Raw genomic sequence first — 14,974 nt, 5'->3', positions numbered from 1 at the left:
GCCTTTCTTAGTCCGCATGCCCTCCGGCAGCAGAATGGCCTCCAGATTGAACTCGCCGCCCGACTGGGCCGTCTTGGGCAGGGTCGCCAGTTGCGGTGACTTGGCCAGGAAGGCCTCATACATGTCCGGGCTGATGCGGTTGATGTCGCCCGACCACGCCGCCAGCAGCGACACCGGATCGGGGTGGATCAGCGACAGGGCGATCAGATAGCGGCCATCATCGATGGTCAGCTTGCCACCGGGCGGCAGCGCACGAACCGGGCGATCCCGCAGATCCTTCAGGGCTGCAGCCCCCTGCCCCGCCTGCTCACGGCCACAGGCCGCCAGAAAGGCCAGACCACCGAATGCGGCCAGCGTCGAACGTCGCGACAGGTTCATGAGAGCGCATCTCCGGGTGCAGGCGCCACGCCCGCAAAGGACAGAAGGGTTGGGATCAGGGAGGCCGCCAGCATCCCGCCGTGGGCCTGACCGGGAAGTTCGGCGAAGCGCACATCGACACCCGCAGCATGCAGCCGCATCGCCAGATCGCGCGTCGCTCCCGACGGCACAGAGGACCACATCGGATTGGTGCGGGTGCGGCCGCCACGGCCTGCGACCTCTTCTTCCCCCACCAACAGCGTCAGCGACAGATTGGACGGGTGCGGCTGGGTCAGGAAGGGATCGACCTCGGCCAGCACGGAGCCGTAGTTCCACCACAGGGACGGACTGACCGACACGAACCGTCCATAGGCGTCAGGCCGGGTCAGCGCCGCATGCAGCACGCACAACCCGCCGTAGGAATGCCCCCACAGCAGGCTCCGCTCCGCATCAATCCTGACATGCGCCGCGACCAAAGGGGCGATCTGGTCATGCAGCAACGTCAGAAAGGCGTCCGCACCGCCGCCGGGCCGCCCCGCAGCATCGACCACATAGGCGCCGTCCGGCGCGGGCGGCGTATAGTCATAGGCGCGGGCCAGAACATCGAACTGCCGATCGCCCTGATATCCAACCGTAACGATCACCGGCGGATCGCCGGCATTCAACTGGCCCAGCAGGGCCTCATCTATCCGCGCCATCGCGGCGTCGCCGTCCAGCAGATAGGCGACCGGATAGCCCGCAGCCCCCGCCGCCTTGCGCGGCACGCCGATCTGAACGCGATAGACGCGGGCGCCGTCCGCCGATGTGACCGAAACCTGCTCGAACCGATAAAAGGCCGAACCGGCATCCGCGATGGTCGGCCCCACGGCGCGCGGGGCCGGTTGCGCCAGCGCCGCCCCCGCCATCAGGGCGAACAGGGCCGACGCCAGAATGAAGCGTGCGCCCCGCATCAGAAGTTATAGCTCGCGCCGAACCAGTAGCGCCGTCCATCCCCCTGATAATCGTAGTCGCGGACTTCCAGCACCTTGTCGCCGACATTGTAGATGCCGAACTTCAGGCTCACATCGTCACGCACGGCCCATGATGCGCCCAGATCGATCAGCGTATAGTCGGGATAGCGGCGGCCGACCTGACGCGTCCCATCCAGCACCGGTTCGCCATTGGTTCCGACCCGCAGACCCGCGTTGATCTCTTCGCCGCGATAGGTGACCGTGCTCCACAGGTTCAGGCGTTTTGTCGCCTGATAGTCCGCCCGCACATTGGCCATATGCTCAGGCGTCCGGCCCAGCGGCTGACCGGCGTAAAGGCCGCCACGCTGCTTGGAATCGGTGAAGGTGTAGTTGCCCTTCAGCGTCAGGGCGTCAGTCGCCCGCCAGGTGCCGTTCAGCTCAACGCCCTGAATGCGCGCATCGCTGACATTATACCAGTAATAGAGCTGGTACAGAGGGTCCTGCGACCAGCGGCAGGCCGCAGCGGAGTTGGTCGGCGCACAGACCCGGTCGTCGGCGATCTTGTCCTTGAAGTCCGTCAGGAAGACAGTTGCATTCAGCGACAGGTTCGCGTTCGGCCGCCACAGGGCGTTCAGTTCATAGCTGGTGCTGGTCTCAGGCTTCAGATTGGGATCACCGATGATGACGCCGCACAGACCCGCGCCATAGTTGCAGTTGGCGCCTCCGGTCTCATAGGCATAGCCGTCAGCGACAGCGCGGACTTCCGGCGCGCGGAAGCCGGTCGAAACCCCGCCCTTCAGCGTCAGGGTTTGGCTGGGCGTCCAGACCAGATAGGCGCGTGGGCTCCAGTGGTCGCCATAGCGTTTATGGTCGTCCCAACGCAGGCCCAGCGTCAGGGCCAGATCGTCGGTCAGGCCGATTTCATCCTCAACGAAAAGCGCCCGCTGCCAGACCTCGAAGGTGGCGGCCAGATTGTTGCGGGCGCCCGGGTTCACATCAACCAGCTTGTTCTGGTTAAACTGCCCGCCAAAGACCAGATTGTGGTCGCCCAACGCCGTGCCTGTCAGCGGCACATTGAACAGGGCGTCCCAGACCGTATTGGTGATTTCAGGCGCACGCGCGCCCCGTATCAGCACGCCGCTCGCATCCGCCGTATAGGTCGCGCGCTGGGCCTCTTCGCGCATGACAGAGACTGCGCTGGTTCCCCAGCTCCAGTCGCCGTTCCAGCTCAGCGAATAGCTGTCGCGGCTGTGATCGTTGCGGACGCTGCGCCCGGTCGGCGCCACGGTCTTGCCCGCCGTGCTGGCGCGTTCGATCTTGGCCGTATCGACCTGCAGCAGCACCTCCTGCCCCGCTGTCGGGGTCCAGGCGATCCGGCCGGCCAGATTATACTCATCCGACCCCATCGAGCCGGTGCTGCTGGGCGCATTATAGATGCGGTCCTCGTCACGGTTCAGCGACCGCCCCCAGAACTGCAGACCCAGTTTTTCCGCCACCAGAGGCCCGGCCAGATAGAACTGCTCCTGATGCCAGTCGCCGCTTCTGCCGTTCTCCTGGGACACATAGTCGGCGCCGACCGATCCGCCCCAGCGCGCAGGCACCTTCTTGGTGATGATGTTGATGACGCCGCCCAGAGCGTCCGATCCATACAGCGACGACATCGGGCCGCGCACGACCTCGATCCGCTCGATGGCGCCGACAGGCGGAGTAAAGCTCTGCTCCAGCCCGCCATTGCCGTTGACGCGCGCCTCACGCGTTGACTGACGCCGTCCGTCCACCAGCGTCAGGGTGTAGGCGCCGGGCAGTCCCCGGATCAGGATGTCCTGGAAATTGGAGCCGCCGCTGACCGAAACCCCTTCGACGTCGCGCACCGCATCAAACAGGTCGACATAGGCCCGGTTCTCGATCTGCTCACTGGTGACGACCGAAATGGAAGCCGGCGCCTTGGCGACCGTCTGGGCGCGTGTCGAGGCGGTGACGACGACATCATCCACCTGCGACGCCTGCTGGCTTTGAGCGAGCGCCAGGGTCGGAGCGGCGGCGCAGGCGCTGGCGAGAAGCAGGGTGCGGAAGGTGGCGATCATAGCGTGTTCCCAGGAGAGGCGCCTGCGGTACTGCAAATGGTTCACATCTGCAACCGGTCAGATCGTCTCGCCTCCACGTGGCCAGAACACAACGGCGGTGTTGCGTTGGAATTCCGCCCGGCCTATCTGCACTTGAGTATCACTTTCACAAATGAGGTCGCCGTGAAAAGCGCAGCCAACGACTGGAACGGCAAACTGGGCGGCAAATGGGCCCAGCACCGCGCCTGGCTGGACAGTTGGCTGGAACCCTTCGGTCAGGCCGCCTTGCGCGCCGCCGCTCCAGTAAAGGGTGAGCACGTTTTGGATATCGGTTGCGGGGCTGGCGCGTCCACGGCTGAACTGGCTGAGTTCGTCGGAACAAACGGCGCGGTGCTGGGCGTCGATATCTCACAGGCCCTGATCACAGAGGCCCAGGCGCTCCATTCGGCGCCGCAACTCGGCTTCCGTCTGGCAGACGCAAGCCGTGGCGATCTGGACGATGTGGCGCCTGTTGATCTGATCTTCTCGCGGTTCGGCGTGATGTTCTTTGACGAGCCGCTCGCGGCATTCGCCCGTCTGCGAGAGCGTCTGAAGCCCGGCGGGCGGCTGGCCTTCGTCTGCTGGCAGGCGGAAGAAGGGAACGATTGGGCGCAACTGCCTCTGACCGCCATCAAGGGCATCGTCCCGACCTTGCCCAGCCGCACCGGCGTTCCCGGCCCCTTCGCCTTTGGGGACGTGGACTACGTCAATGGGATCCTGAACGGCGCAGGCTTCACCAACATCCAGATCAAGCCCTTTGAGCAGACCATCCCGTTCGGACGCGGCGCGACAAAGACCGAAGCCGTCGACAACGCCTTGGCCATGGCGTTCGAAGTCGACCCCTTGTCACGCGCCCTGAAGGACCAGCCGCAACACGTCCGTGACCGCGCCGCCGACGCCGTACGCGCGGCATTCGAGCGACGCGCCGGCCCCACCTCCGTTGAGATCATCGGCGCCACGTGGATCGTCACGGCGAACCGTCCCTGAAGTCAGATCGACAATCCTTGTTGCGTATTGAAGAGGCCCGACATGTCCGCCTACGCCCTGTTCGACATCACGCTGAAGGCCCGGCGGAACGTCAGCCCTTCACTCGCCTGTTTCACCTTCAGCGGCGATATTGAGCAGCTTACGACCTTCGCGCCGGACCAGCGCGTAAAACTGTTCTTCGGGCCAGACCGCGCCGCGCCGAATCTGGCCCAGCGCCTGGCCGGTCATGACGACTGGTACGCCGCCTATCGCGCCCTGCCGGATGACAAGCGCCCTGCCATGCGGACCTATACGATCCGGGCCGTGCGGCGCGATCCGGTCGAGGTGGACATCGAGTTTGTTCTGCATGGGGACAGTGGTCCCGCCACGCGCTGGGCGACAACCGCCCAAGTCGGCGACAGCCTGTCCATCAGCGCTCCAGTCCTGGGCGGCGATCTGGTCGGGTTCGAGTGGAAACCCTCGCCACACATCGACGACATCATTCTGGTCGCCGACGAAACCGGCCTGCCCGCCGCCATCGGCATCATCGAGGAACTCGACGCACGTCTGGTGAAGCCCCGCGTCCGCGCCGTGTTTGAAACCCCGCTGGCCAGCGACTGCCAGGACCTGCCGCAATGGATCGAGGCCCAATGGAGCTCTCGCGACAATGGTCAGACCACACGCGTCGGCCAGTCCCTGGTTGACGGCGTAGAGGCGCTGAACCTGCAGGCCGCCGCTCAACCCAACGTCTCGCCCGCAGAAGCAGACCCTGACGTGGACACCGAAATCTACTGGCTGCCCGCCACCCTGGCCGCTGAAGACCGGCTCTATGTCTGGATCGCGGCTGAGTCCGCCGTCGTGCGCGACATCCGCCGTCGCCTGGTCAACGAACGCGGCCTATCCAAACGCAGTGTTGCAGCCATGGGCTACTGGCGTGAGGGCCGCGTGCTGGAATGACCGTCTAGTACACCCCTTGGCGCCGAATGACCGCCGGAATGGTCAACAGCAGAATGGTGCAATAGGTGCGCACCGAGCGGCTCCGCACCAGGGTGACGTCCATCGCCACCCGACGCCGATACGGCACGTCATTGCGCCCCCTCACCTGCCACAGGCCCGTCAAGCCGGGGCGCACGGCGGCGTAATGACGGATGCGTCTTCCATAACGCCAAATCTCGTCCGCCACGATGGGACGCGGTCCGACCAGTGACATGTCACCGCGCAGCACGTTCAAAAGCTGGGGCAGTTCATCCAGGCTGGACACCCGCAGCAGACGCCCCAGCGGCGTCACGCGCGGGTCGTCGCGCAGTTTTTGCGTCAGTGACCATTCGATCTGCTGAACGCCTGTGCAGGTGATTATCTGATCCAGCTTCCGCTCAGCCCCCACGCCCATGCTACGGAATTTCAGACAACTGAAAACCATGCCTCCGCGGCCGATACGCGGTTGGTGATACAGCGCCGGGCCGCCATCCTGCAGTCGGATCAGCATGGCGATCAGCACCATTGTCGGAGCCACAAACACCAGCGCCAGCGTCGCAATGGAGATATCGAGCGCCCGGATCAGCACATCAGACACCACGAGCCGTGGAGGCGGCGCACCTGCGGGAACACTAATCCCTGTGCGTATCGCCCCCACCGATGGCATGTCACACCCCCTACGCTACCCCGCGCACTTCCACTATCTCATTAAGGTTGACAGACTTGCAACCTTGAGGAGGCGATTCGTCTTGCCGCTTTGCAGTCTCGGTTTGAAGTGATAGACAGAATTACACTTTAAGGTTGCATCTTGACTTCAGCCCCCGGCCCCCGTCGGCGAGATCCGCGTCGAACCGCCCAACCCGCCCCGCCTCGGCCGAAATCCGCAGGCGGTCCCAAATGGTCTGCGCGAACGACACTGTCTGTCCTGGTCGTGATCAGCCTGTTGTTATGGGTGATCATCGCAGGCACGGCCTACCTGATCGCCCGTATCGTCAGCTGATCTCAGTCTCCGCCCCACAGGCCTAACCGTGCCGGAATGCTGGCTTTCCCGACCGTCAGAACGCCGGTCAGAACCGCCGTCTGGTCACCAAGATTGCGACGCGCCGTCGCCAGGTCGCCCTGATCCAGCTTGCCTGTAAATGTGACGGTCTGACCACCTGCTGACACTCCGCTGAAACGGAAGACATCGTCGGTGATCTGATAGGTTTCCGGCCCGACGTGGACTGCGCCCTGGGCTGTCTTGAAGGTGATCGTGACCGGCGATGCGCCGCCCTTGCCCTCCTCCCATGCCTTCAGCGCAGACACCTGACCGACGAAGATGGATTCCAGTTCGGCATCGCCCAGTTGAATCGGCTGGAGAGGACGGTATTCGCCGGAGACATCACCGGACAGCGTGTGGCGATAGGCCTGTTGGGCCTCGGGTGCGGTCGCCTCATTGTCCTTATGCCCGCCGAAACGGTCACACGAAGCCGCCAACAGGGCCAGGGCCAGAACCGGCAGAATATGACGTTTCATCGGTCCAGAGCCTTATCGAGCGCGTGGAAGGAGGCGATGGCCAGTTCGCTGGCGCTGATGAAGACCGACGGCGTGATCCGCTCAAAATCATCAGACGGGCGATGATAGTCGGGGTGATAATCGACGCCCAGATACAGGAAGGGCACACCCTTCTCATGGAAAGCGGCATGGTCCGAGGCGTCGACCCAGTTGTCCTCTTCCTTGTCCTGCGGCGTGTCCTTGCCAAAGGCCAGCGACACCGCGCCATTGGCGTGCAAGGCTTCCAGTATGGGGCGCAGGGTCGGGTTCTGATACGTCCCCGTCACCCACAGATGGCCGTCCGTCTCGGCGCGTGAAATCATGTCGAAGTTCAAGTTCAGGCTCATGGCGGCCAGCGGCACGGGCGGCGAGGCCACGAACTCACGCGCGCCCAGCAGGCCTCGCTCCTCTCCGTCCAGCGCCACGATCAGGACGCTGTGCTCGGGCGGATTGGCCTTCAGCCGCGCCGCCAGTTCCAGCATGGTCGCCACGCCCGAGGCATTGTCGTCTGCGCCATTGAAGATCTGTCCGCCATTGACGCCGACATGGTCATAATGGGCGGTGACAACGATATAGCGATCCGCAACACGCGTGCCGGGGATGAAACCGATGATGTTCACGCCGTTGAAGGTCTTCACGCCTTCGCGCGTTCGGCCCGCCGCCTCGAACGGCTGCAACCGACCGAATGGCGCGGGCTGAACGCCCATCGCCTCCAGACGGCTGACGATATAGTCGCGCGCCTTCTGACCACCCGCTGATCCGGTGTCGCGTCCCTCCATGTCGTCAGCCGACAGGATGCGGACATCCGCCATCAACTGCTCATGCGACACCTCGGCGACCACGGCAGGCTGTTCGACCACTGTCAGCTTCGGCGGCTCGGTCACGCAGGCCGAAAGGGCAAGAACAGCGCAACCCGTCAGGGCCAGACGCAGGGCGGATCGTGTCATGGAGCCTCCAGAACCAATTCTGCGAACCTAGCGGCGCTGAACGGCGGCGTCAGCATACGGATCGGTCATGAAATACAGAAATCGCACGCGCGGATCGCCGGGCCTGCGCGCGCGTTCGTGCTGGTGATAGACAGGGGAAATCATGGCCAGCGCGATTCCCGACTTCATTCCTCTCAACGACCTGACGCCTCAGACGGCGGCGGACGAACTGGCCTGGCTGGCCGCAGAAATGGCGCGGCACGACGCCCTGTACACCGAAGCAACGCCCGAGATTTCCGACGCCGACTATGACGCCCTGCGCGCCCGCAATCTGGAGATCGAAGCGCGCTTCCCCGACCTGACGCGCCCGGATTCGCCCTCAAACAAGGTCGGCGCCGCCGTCTCCAGCCAGTTCACGGAGGTTCGCCACGGCGTGCCCATGCTGTCGCTGGACAACGCCTTCGACGAGGGCGAGGTGCGCGATTTCGTGGCCCGGATCGCCCGCTTCCTGAAGCTGCCGGCAGACGAGCCCATCGCCTTCGTCGCCGAACCCAAGATCGACGGCCTGTCCGCCAACCTTCTGTATGAAAAGGGCAAGCTGACCATCGGCGCCACGCGCGGCGACGGCCGCACGGGCGAAGACGTCACCGCCAATCTGAAGACCATCGCCGATGTGAAGCAGGAACTGGCGGGGGCCGACTGGCCCGACAGGATCGAGGTGCGGGGCGAGGTCTATGCCCCCAATGACGCCTTTGCGAAATTCAACGCAGATGCAGAGGCCGAGGGCCGTCGCACCTACGCCAACCCCCGCAACTTCGCTGCCGGTTCGCTGCGTCAGAAGAACGCGAAAATCACGGCAGGCCGCCCGCTGAACTTCTTCGCCTATGCCTGGGGCGAACACTCCAGCGACTTCGCCGAGACCCAGTGGGAGGCGTTGCAGAAGCTGAAAGCCTGGGGCTTCCCGGTCAACGCACGCTCGCAACGGGTCGAGGGCGCCGAGGGCCTGATCGCCGCCTATCGTGAACTGGAGCGCGACCGCGCCACACTGGGCTATGACATCGACGGCGTGGTGTACAAGGTCGACCGCATCGACTGGCAGCGCCGCCTGGGCTTCGTCGCCCGCAGCCCGCGCTGGGCCATCGCCCACAAGTTCCCCGCCCAGCAGGCGACGACCGTGCTGGAAGGCATCGACATTCAGGTCGGACGCACAGGCTCCCTGACCCCCGTCGCGCGCCTGCATCCGGTGACCGTCGGCGGCGTGGTCGTGCGCAACGCCACCCTGCACAATGAGGACGAGATCGAACGTCTGGACGTGCGGATCGGCGACACGGTGCGCCTGCAACGCGCAGGCGACGTCATTCCGCAAATTCTAGGCGTCGTTACCGAGCAACGCCCCGCCGACGCCGTTCCTTACATCTTCCCCGACAAATGCCCCGTGTGCGGATCAGAGGCCGTGCGCGAAGGTGACGAGGTCAAGCGACGCTGCACAGGCGGTCTGATCTGCGACGCCCAGATCGTTGAACGCCTGAAGCATTTCGTCGGCCGCCGCGCCTTCGACATCGAGGGACTGGGCGAAAAGCAACTGATCGCCTTCCATGCCCGCGGCTGGATCAAGGAGCCCGCCGACATCTTCCGTCTGGCCCGCGACGAAGCGCGTCTGAAGGCGCTGGAAAAGGACGACGGCTATGGCGAGACCAGCATCCGCAACCTGATCGCGGGCATTGACGCGCGCCGCACGATTTCGCTGGACCGGTTCCTGTTCGGGCTGGGTGTGCGCGACATTGGCGAACAGACCTCCATCGTCCTGGCCCGCGCCTTCGAAAGCTGGAGCGCGCTGAAGGCCGCCTGCCTACAGGCCGCCAGCGGCATACAGACCGACGCCTGGACCGAACTGGCCTCCGCCCACGCCATATCGCCCCGCGTCCTGACCCTGATGGCCGAGGCGACGCCCGCCCCCAGCGATCCATGGCCGGACGCGCCGATGGACCAGAAGATCGCCCTCGCCTTCCCCGGCATGGCCGCCCCCGCCCGGCGCTCTCTGGCGACCATGACGAACGATTGGGCTGGTCTGGTGCGGTTGGCCGGGATCGCGCGCAACGAAGGCCCGTCGGAGATGCTGAACCAGATCAGCGCCGTCACCGGCGTCGGCCCGGTCGCCGCCCTGGCGCTGGCCCACTTCTTCCATGAGCCACACAATCTGGAAGTCGTCGCCGCGTTGGAGGCCGAGATGACCGAGATCGTCGACGCGGAACGCCCCAAGGCCGACACCCCGGTCGCGGGCAAGACAGTGGTCTTCACCGGCTCGCTGGAGCGCTTCACCCGCGACGAAGCCAAGGCGCGGGCCGAAAGCCTGGGCGCCAAGGTCTCGGGTTCGGTGTCGAAGAAGACCGACTATGTCGTCGCCGGTCCCGGTGCAGGCTCCAAGCTGAAGGACGCCGAAAAACACGGCGTGCAGGTGCTGACCGAAGACGAATGGCTGGCCCTGATCGCTTAGGTTCAATCGACAGTCAGCTCAAAGCCGTCATTCCGGGGCTGCGCGGAGCGAAGAACCCGGAACCCAGGGCCGTGACCGTGTCGCTGGACGCATTTCATGCCGGATGCGGGGCTCCTGGGTTCCGGGTTCGTCCGTTGGACGCCCCGGAATGACGATCGGTGGGTTTGGCCACCTGTTTAACGATCAAGCTTAGCCGCGTAACTGCTCCAGCGCCGCCGGGTAGCGCCGCGACAGCGGGGCTTCGACAGCGCCCAGTTCCACCGTCCAGTCGCCTGATCCGTCAGGGCTAAGGCCTGTGACGCGCTCAACATTGACCAGCCATGAGCGGTGAACCCGCACGAAGCCGAACCGCGACAGTTCCGCCTCCACCGCCGCCAGCGTCGCCCGCATCAGGGGCCGTCGCCCATCCGCCAACCGGAACTCGACATAGTTCCCCGCTGAACTGGCCGCCAGAATATCGGCCAGAGGCACGCGGATGATCCGGGCGCCGTCGCGGATGTCGAAACTGACCGGCCGCACCGCCTCATTGCGCCGTCGCCGCAGATAGGCGCTCAGCAAGAAGGCGCCCGCCAGCAGCCCATAGGTCACCAGATCCTTGCGTAGTTCATAGATGAAGGCGTCGCCGAATTCGTAATCACCCGCCCCCATCAGGGCGTACCCGGCCTTTCGCATCATGACGAAACCAATGACGTGCAGGGCGGAAAACATCAGCACGCACGTCACGTGGATCAGGGCGAACCGCACCTTCGGACGCCAGCCCTCCCCCGCCGGTTCATCCGGCCGCGCCAGACTGATCGCAACCCAGGGAATCCACATGGTCGCCAGAATGCCGATGGTGCTGGACACCTCCCAGAGCATCGGCTTCCAGCTTGCGATGTTCGGATTATCCGCCTGAACAGTCAGCACATTGACCGTCGTGTCCACCAGCGTGAAGGCCAGCACGCCCAGGGCGCAGGCCAAAAAGTCACCCGGGTCGAGACGCCCCTTGATCCACGCCCAGCCGCTCGTCACGGCAGGCGCGCCGTTCGTCCCCGCAAGGCCGACATCATCCCGGCCAGACGGCCGCGCGCCCCCTGACGATTGCTGATCTACCCGCTCATCCGCGAGTACGCGGCTCATATCATTGGCCAAGGAACTCTCGCATGTCTTCACCGCCCCTGCTCGCGTCGCCGCCCGGCATAACGGGCCGACGATACGATCTGGACTGGATTCGCGTCGGCGCCTTCATGCTGCTGATCCTCTATCACGTCGGCATGTTCTACGTGCCCTGGGACTGGCATGTGAACAGCCCGCGTCAGATTGAGGCGCTGGAGCCGATCATGATGCTGACCAGCCCGTGGCGGCTGACGCTTCTGTTCCTGGTGTCCGGCTGCGCCACACGGTTCCTGGCCGACGGGTTTGAGGCACGCGGCAAAAGCGGATGGGCGCTGGCCGGATCGCGCACCCTGCGCCTGCTGCCCCCCCTGCTATTCGGCATGTTCGTGATCGTGCCGCCGCAGAGCTATTATGAGGTCGTCGAGGCCGCCAAGGGTCTGGGCATGGCCGATCCGGCGCATGGCGTCGTCCTGAAGGACTTCTGGATACGCTACGCCACCTCGACCGGCCATTGGTGCGATGCGGACGGCTGCCTGACCACCCCGACATGGAACCATCTGTGGTTCATCGCCTATCTGCTGCCCTATAGCCTGATCCTGGCGGCGCTGATCGCCATTCCTGGTGTGCGCCAGCAGCTTCTGGCCGGGGCGGAGCGCCTGTTCAGCGGTTGGGGCGTGATCGTTTGGCCGATTGCGTACCTGTTCGCGATCCGCTGGTTCCTGGCGCCCCTGTTCGACATCACCCATGCCCTGACGGATGACTGGTACAACCACGCCCTCAGCTTCGGCGCCTTCCTGTTCGGCTATCTGATCGCCCGCTCCGAAGAGGTGCGCCAGACGCTGATCCGCATTCGCTGGCCCGCCCTGATCGTCGGCCTTTGCGGCTGGGCCGGATGGGCGACCTATGCCTGGGCCTATCGCGGCGATGTCTCACCGCCCGAGCAACTGCGTCAGGCCATGCGGTTCGTCTATGTGATGGATCAGGCAGGCTTCATGGCGGCCATACTGGGCTTCGGCGCGCGCTGGCTGAACCATGGCGGGCCTGTGCTGCGCTATCTGTCGATCGGGGTCTTCCCCTTCTACATCGTGCACCAGACGGTGGCGGTCGTGGCTGCGCACAATCTGGCCCTGCTCAAGCTGCCGCTGGCGCTTGAGGCCGGTCTGGTCATCGTGATCACCGCACTGGGATGTCTGGCCGCCTATGAGATTGCACGTCGGATCGGCTGGCTCGGCCTGCTTCTGGGCGTGAAGCCAGGCTCAGCCGCCAAGACCCCACGGGTGATCACACCCTGAGGCGTCGCGAATGGCGACTGGAAACTTGACGTAACGTCCCATCATTTCGTGATTTCCGGTCGCCATTTCCGTCTTGTTTTGGACCGAAACCAGGATCAGCGTGTTCTTCAACAGGCCCGGCGCAGACCGGTCCCAGGAAAGGGAATGACCATGAAGACCAAGATCATGCTGGCCGCCGCCGCATTGGCCGCCGCACTCGCCTCGCCGGCCCTGGCTGGCGATCCAACGGGCCTGTGGCAAACGCCGACAAATGGCGGCCAGGTCCGTATCGCACAGTGCGGACAGGCCCTGTGCGGCACGCTGGTGACCTCTGACCATATCCGTGCCGATCCCAACACTCTGGATGTCCATAACCGTGATTCAGCCCAACGCGGCCGCACACTGCGCAACCTGCCTATGCTGACCGGCTTCACCGGCGGTCCGACCGAGTGGCGTGGCGGTTCAGTCTATAATCCGGCAGACGGCGGCACCTATCGCGGCACCATCACCATGACGGGCGATAACAGCCTGCGTCTGCGCGGCTGCATCGTCGCCCCCCTGTGCAAGAACCAGACCTGGACCCGCATCCAGTAGGCTGCACAGCCAGACAGACAAAGGCCCGGCCGGAGCGATCCGACCGGGCCTTTTTTCATGCCTTCTGTCCGCCGATCAGCGGTTCAGAGCCGCCCGCGCCGCCTCGGCATAGCGATGGCCCACAGCAGCCCCCTTGGGGAACACCGCTTCGATGCGCGCCAGGTCTTCAGGCGTCAGCACCAGGTCGACCGCCGCTGCATTCTGCTCCAGCGTCGCCACGCGTCTTGTGCCGGGGATGGGAACCAGATCCTCGCCCTGCGCCAGCACCCAGGCCAGAGCCAGTTGCGCCGCCGTGACGCCCTTGTCCTCAGCGATGGCTTTCACCGCGTCGACCAGATCGAGGTTTTTCTGGAAGTTTTCGCCGACGAAACGCGGATTGGTGCGGCGGAAGTCATCGGGCGCCAGATCATCGACCGACTTGATGTCGCCTGACAGGAAGCCACGGCCCAGCGGGCTGTAGGGCACGAAGCCGATGCCGAGTTCGCGGACAGTGGCGAACAGTTCGTCCTCCGGCTCGCGGCTCCACAGCGAATATTCCGTCTGGAGCGCGGTGATCGGGTGAGCGGCGTGGGCCTTGCGCAGCGTATCCGGCGCGGCCTCCGACAGGCCCAGGAAGCGCACCTTGCCCTCCGTGACCAGTTCACCCATGGCGCCGACCGTTTCCTCGATCGGCGTGTCCGGGTCGACCCGGTGCAGATAATAGAGATCGATATGGTCGACGCCGAGGCGCTGCAGGCTGCCTTCGACCGCGCGACGCACATTGGCCCGACTGCCGTCGACCAGCAGCCTTGTACGGTCTTCGTTGTAGTTGATGCCGAACTTGGTGGCGATGAAGGCCTGATCGCGCCGATCCTTCAGCGCCTTGCCGACCAGAACCTCATTGGTGTGCGGGCCATACATTTCCGCCGTGTCGAACAGGGTGACGCCCAGATCCAGCGCCCGATGAATGACCTCAATGGATTGGGCTTCGTCAGAGCCGCCGTAAAAGGCGCTCATACCCATGCAGCCCAGGCCGATGGCCGAAACTTCAGGACCGTCGCGGCCCAGCTTGCGCGTCTTCATGAAGCGCTCTCCTGTCGATGTGGGGGATCGGCGATCATGCCGACGATCAGGAGATGGGCGTCCACCCTGTGCCTGACAAGGCCCGTGGACGCTTCGAGATGGTACCGCCTCTCAGGCTTGAACTGAGGACCTCCGGTTCCACAAACCGGCGCTCTAACCAACTGAGCTAAGGCGGCCCGCTCATCGCGAGGCGCGTTCTGTAGCGAGGCCTTACGGCCCGATCAAGCACAGAGTGCGCCTTATACAAACAAAAACGCCCCGGTCGAAACCGGGGCGTTCTCATGATCTGGCGATCAGTCTTATCCGAGGCGGAAGCGAACCGTGAAGCGCGCTTGTCCACCTTGAGCCACACCATCCACTGTGCCGGGCGCAAAGCGCGCTGCACGCATGGACGAGAGAGCTTCGCGGCCGAAGCCTGCACCGGACGGAGTTTCCGACACGATGCTGCAGTTGGTCGCGGCGCCATTGGCTTCAACCGAGCACAGCAGCACCACAGTGCCTTCCTCGATCCCACGCTCTTGAGCGCGAGCCGGGAATTCCGGGCGAGGCTGACGCGACCACGAAACGTTCGTGATCGTGGCCGGGCGGGCCGGAGCCGGAGGAGCGGGCGGAGGCGGAGGTCCGGGGACGATAACGGGCGGGCCCGAAT

At 64.7% G+C, this 14,974-nt stretch carries 13 protein-coding genes, 1 tRNA gene and 1 pseudogene; 5 read left to right on the top strand and 10 right to left on the bottom strand.

All coding sequences use genetic code 11. The features are described 5' to 3' along the window. The 3 genes and pseudogenes from QZ281_RS03095 to QZ281_RS03085 all read right to left on the bottom strand — a co-directional run. Window positions 1-378 (bottom strand): annotated as a pseudogene (locus tag QZ281_RS03095) (ABC transporter substrate-binding protein); the annotation flags it as partial. Further along, the gene (locus tag QZ281_RS03090; RefSeq protein ID WP_292224604.1) at window positions 375-1,307 is read right to left on the bottom strand and encodes an alpha/beta hydrolase-fold protein; all 933 of its coding nucleotides are present in this window, start codon (window positions 1,305-1,307) and stop codon (window positions 375-377) included. The gene QZ281_RS03090 and the pseudogene QZ281_RS03095, both read right to left, overlap by 4 nt. Beyond that, the gene (locus QZ281_RS03085) at window positions 1,307-3,391 is read right to left on the bottom strand and encodes a TonB-dependent receptor (RefSeq protein WP_292224601.1); all 2,085 of its coding nucleotides are present in this window, start codon (window positions 3,389-3,391) and stop codon (window positions 1,307-1,309) included. The genes QZ281_RS03090 and QZ281_RS03085 overlap by 1 nt, the downstream gene beginning before the upstream one ends. 162 nt (window positions 3,392-3,553) lie before the next feature. Between QZ281_RS03085 and QZ281_RS03080 the strand changes: the two genes are divergently transcribed. Next, a complete protein-coding gene (locus QZ281_RS03080) occupies window positions 3,554-4,396 on the top strand; it encodes a class I SAM-dependent methyltransferase (protein ID WP_292224598.1) in 843 nt (280 codons plus the stop codon). Window positions 4,397-4,438: 42 nt separating this feature from the next. Continuing rightward, the gene (locus tag QZ281_RS03075) at window positions 4,439-5,332 is read left to right on the top strand and encodes a siderophore-interacting protein (protein WP_292224595.1); all 894 of its coding nucleotides are present in this window, start codon (window positions 4,439-4,441) and stop codon (window positions 5,330-5,332) included. Between the two features lie 4 nt (window positions 5,333-5,336). On the opposite strand, the gene QZ281_RS03070 is transcribed toward QZ281_RS03075, so the two are convergent. From QZ281_RS03070 to QZ281_RS03060, 3 genes are all read right to left on the bottom strand, one after another. Next, the gene (locus QZ281_RS03070; protein ID WP_292224592.1) at window positions 5,337-5,948 is read right to left on the bottom strand and encodes a sugar transferase; all 612 of its coding nucleotides are present in this window, start codon (window positions 5,946-5,948) and stop codon (window positions 5,337-5,339) included. A gap of 404 nt (window positions 5,949-6,352) precedes the next feature. Then, window positions 6,353-6,865 carry a hypothetical protein gene (locus tag QZ281_RS03065; protein WP_292224590.1) on the bottom strand — a complete coding sequence of 171 codons (513 nt, stop codon included), beginning with the start codon at window positions 6,863-6,865 and terminating at the stop codon, window positions 6,353-6,355. Further along, window positions 6,862-7,830, bottom strand: coding sequence for a M28 family peptidase (locus QZ281_RS03060; RefSeq protein ID WP_292224587.1), 969 nt, complete (start codon window positions 7,828-7,830; stop codon window positions 6,862-6,864). The genes QZ281_RS03065 and QZ281_RS03060 overlap by 4 nt, the downstream gene beginning before the upstream one ends. A 142-nt stretch (window positions 7,831-7,972) precedes the next feature. Between QZ281_RS03060 and ligA the strand changes: the two genes are divergently transcribed. Then, window positions 7,973-10,303 (top strand): NAD-dependent DNA ligase LigA, encoded by a 2,331-nt coding sequence (gene ligA, locus QZ281_RS03055; protein ID WP_292224586.1) that lies wholly within the window; start codon window positions 7,973-7,975, stop codon window positions 10,301-10,303. Between the two features lie 189 nt (window positions 10,304-10,492). On the opposite strand, the gene QZ281_RS03050 is transcribed toward ligA, so the two are convergent. Further along, a complete protein-coding gene (locus QZ281_RS03050) occupies window positions 10,493-11,422 on the bottom strand; it encodes a LytTR family DNA-binding domain-containing protein (RefSeq protein WP_292224583.1) in 930 nt (309 codons plus the stop codon). 23 nt (window positions 11,423-11,445) lie between these two features. Between QZ281_RS03050 and QZ281_RS03045 the strand changes: the two genes are divergently transcribed. Together QZ281_RS03045 and QZ281_RS03040 are read left to right on the top strand one after the other, a co-directional pair. Then, a complete protein-coding gene (locus QZ281_RS03045; RefSeq protein WP_292224580.1) occupies window positions 11,446-12,690 on the top strand; it encodes an acyltransferase family protein in 1,245 nt (414 codons plus the stop codon). Between the two features lie 150 nt (window positions 12,691-12,840). Next, a complete protein-coding gene (locus tag QZ281_RS03040; protein WP_292224577.1) occupies window positions 12,841-13,263 on the top strand; it encodes a DUF2147 domain-containing protein in 423 nt (140 codons plus the stop codon). A 75-nt stretch (window positions 13,264-13,338) separates the two neighbouring features. Here QZ281_RS03040 and QZ281_RS03035 read toward each other — a convergent pair whose 3' ends face one another. From QZ281_RS03035 to QZ281_RS03025, 3 genes are all read right to left on the bottom strand, one after another. Further along, window positions 13,339-14,325, bottom strand: a complete 987-nt coding sequence (locus tag QZ281_RS03035) for an aldo/keto reductase (protein ID WP_292224574.1) — start codon at window positions 14,323-14,325, stop codon at window positions 13,339-13,341. A gap of 99 nt (window positions 14,326-14,424) precedes the next feature. Then, window positions 14,425-14,501: transfer RNA gene (locus QZ281_RS03030), tRNA-His, on the bottom strand. Window positions 14,502-14,624: 123 nt separating this feature from the next. Continuing rightward, the gene (locus tag QZ281_RS03025) at window positions 14,625-14,900 is read right to left on the bottom strand and encodes an energy transducer TonB (protein ID WP_292224632.1); all 276 of its coding nucleotides are present in this window, start codon (window positions 14,898-14,900) and stop codon (window positions 14,625-14,627) included. Window positions 14,901-14,974: the final 74 nt, after the last annotated feature.

The sequence above is a fragment of the Brevundimonas sp. genome (assembly GCF_018608325.1).
Taxonomy (GTDB): Bacteria; Pseudomonadota; Alphaproteobacteria; order Caulobacterales; family Caulobacteraceae; genus Brevundimonas.
Note: the sequence above shows the minus strand (reverse complement) of the source record. Positions and strands in the feature narration are given on the sequence as shown.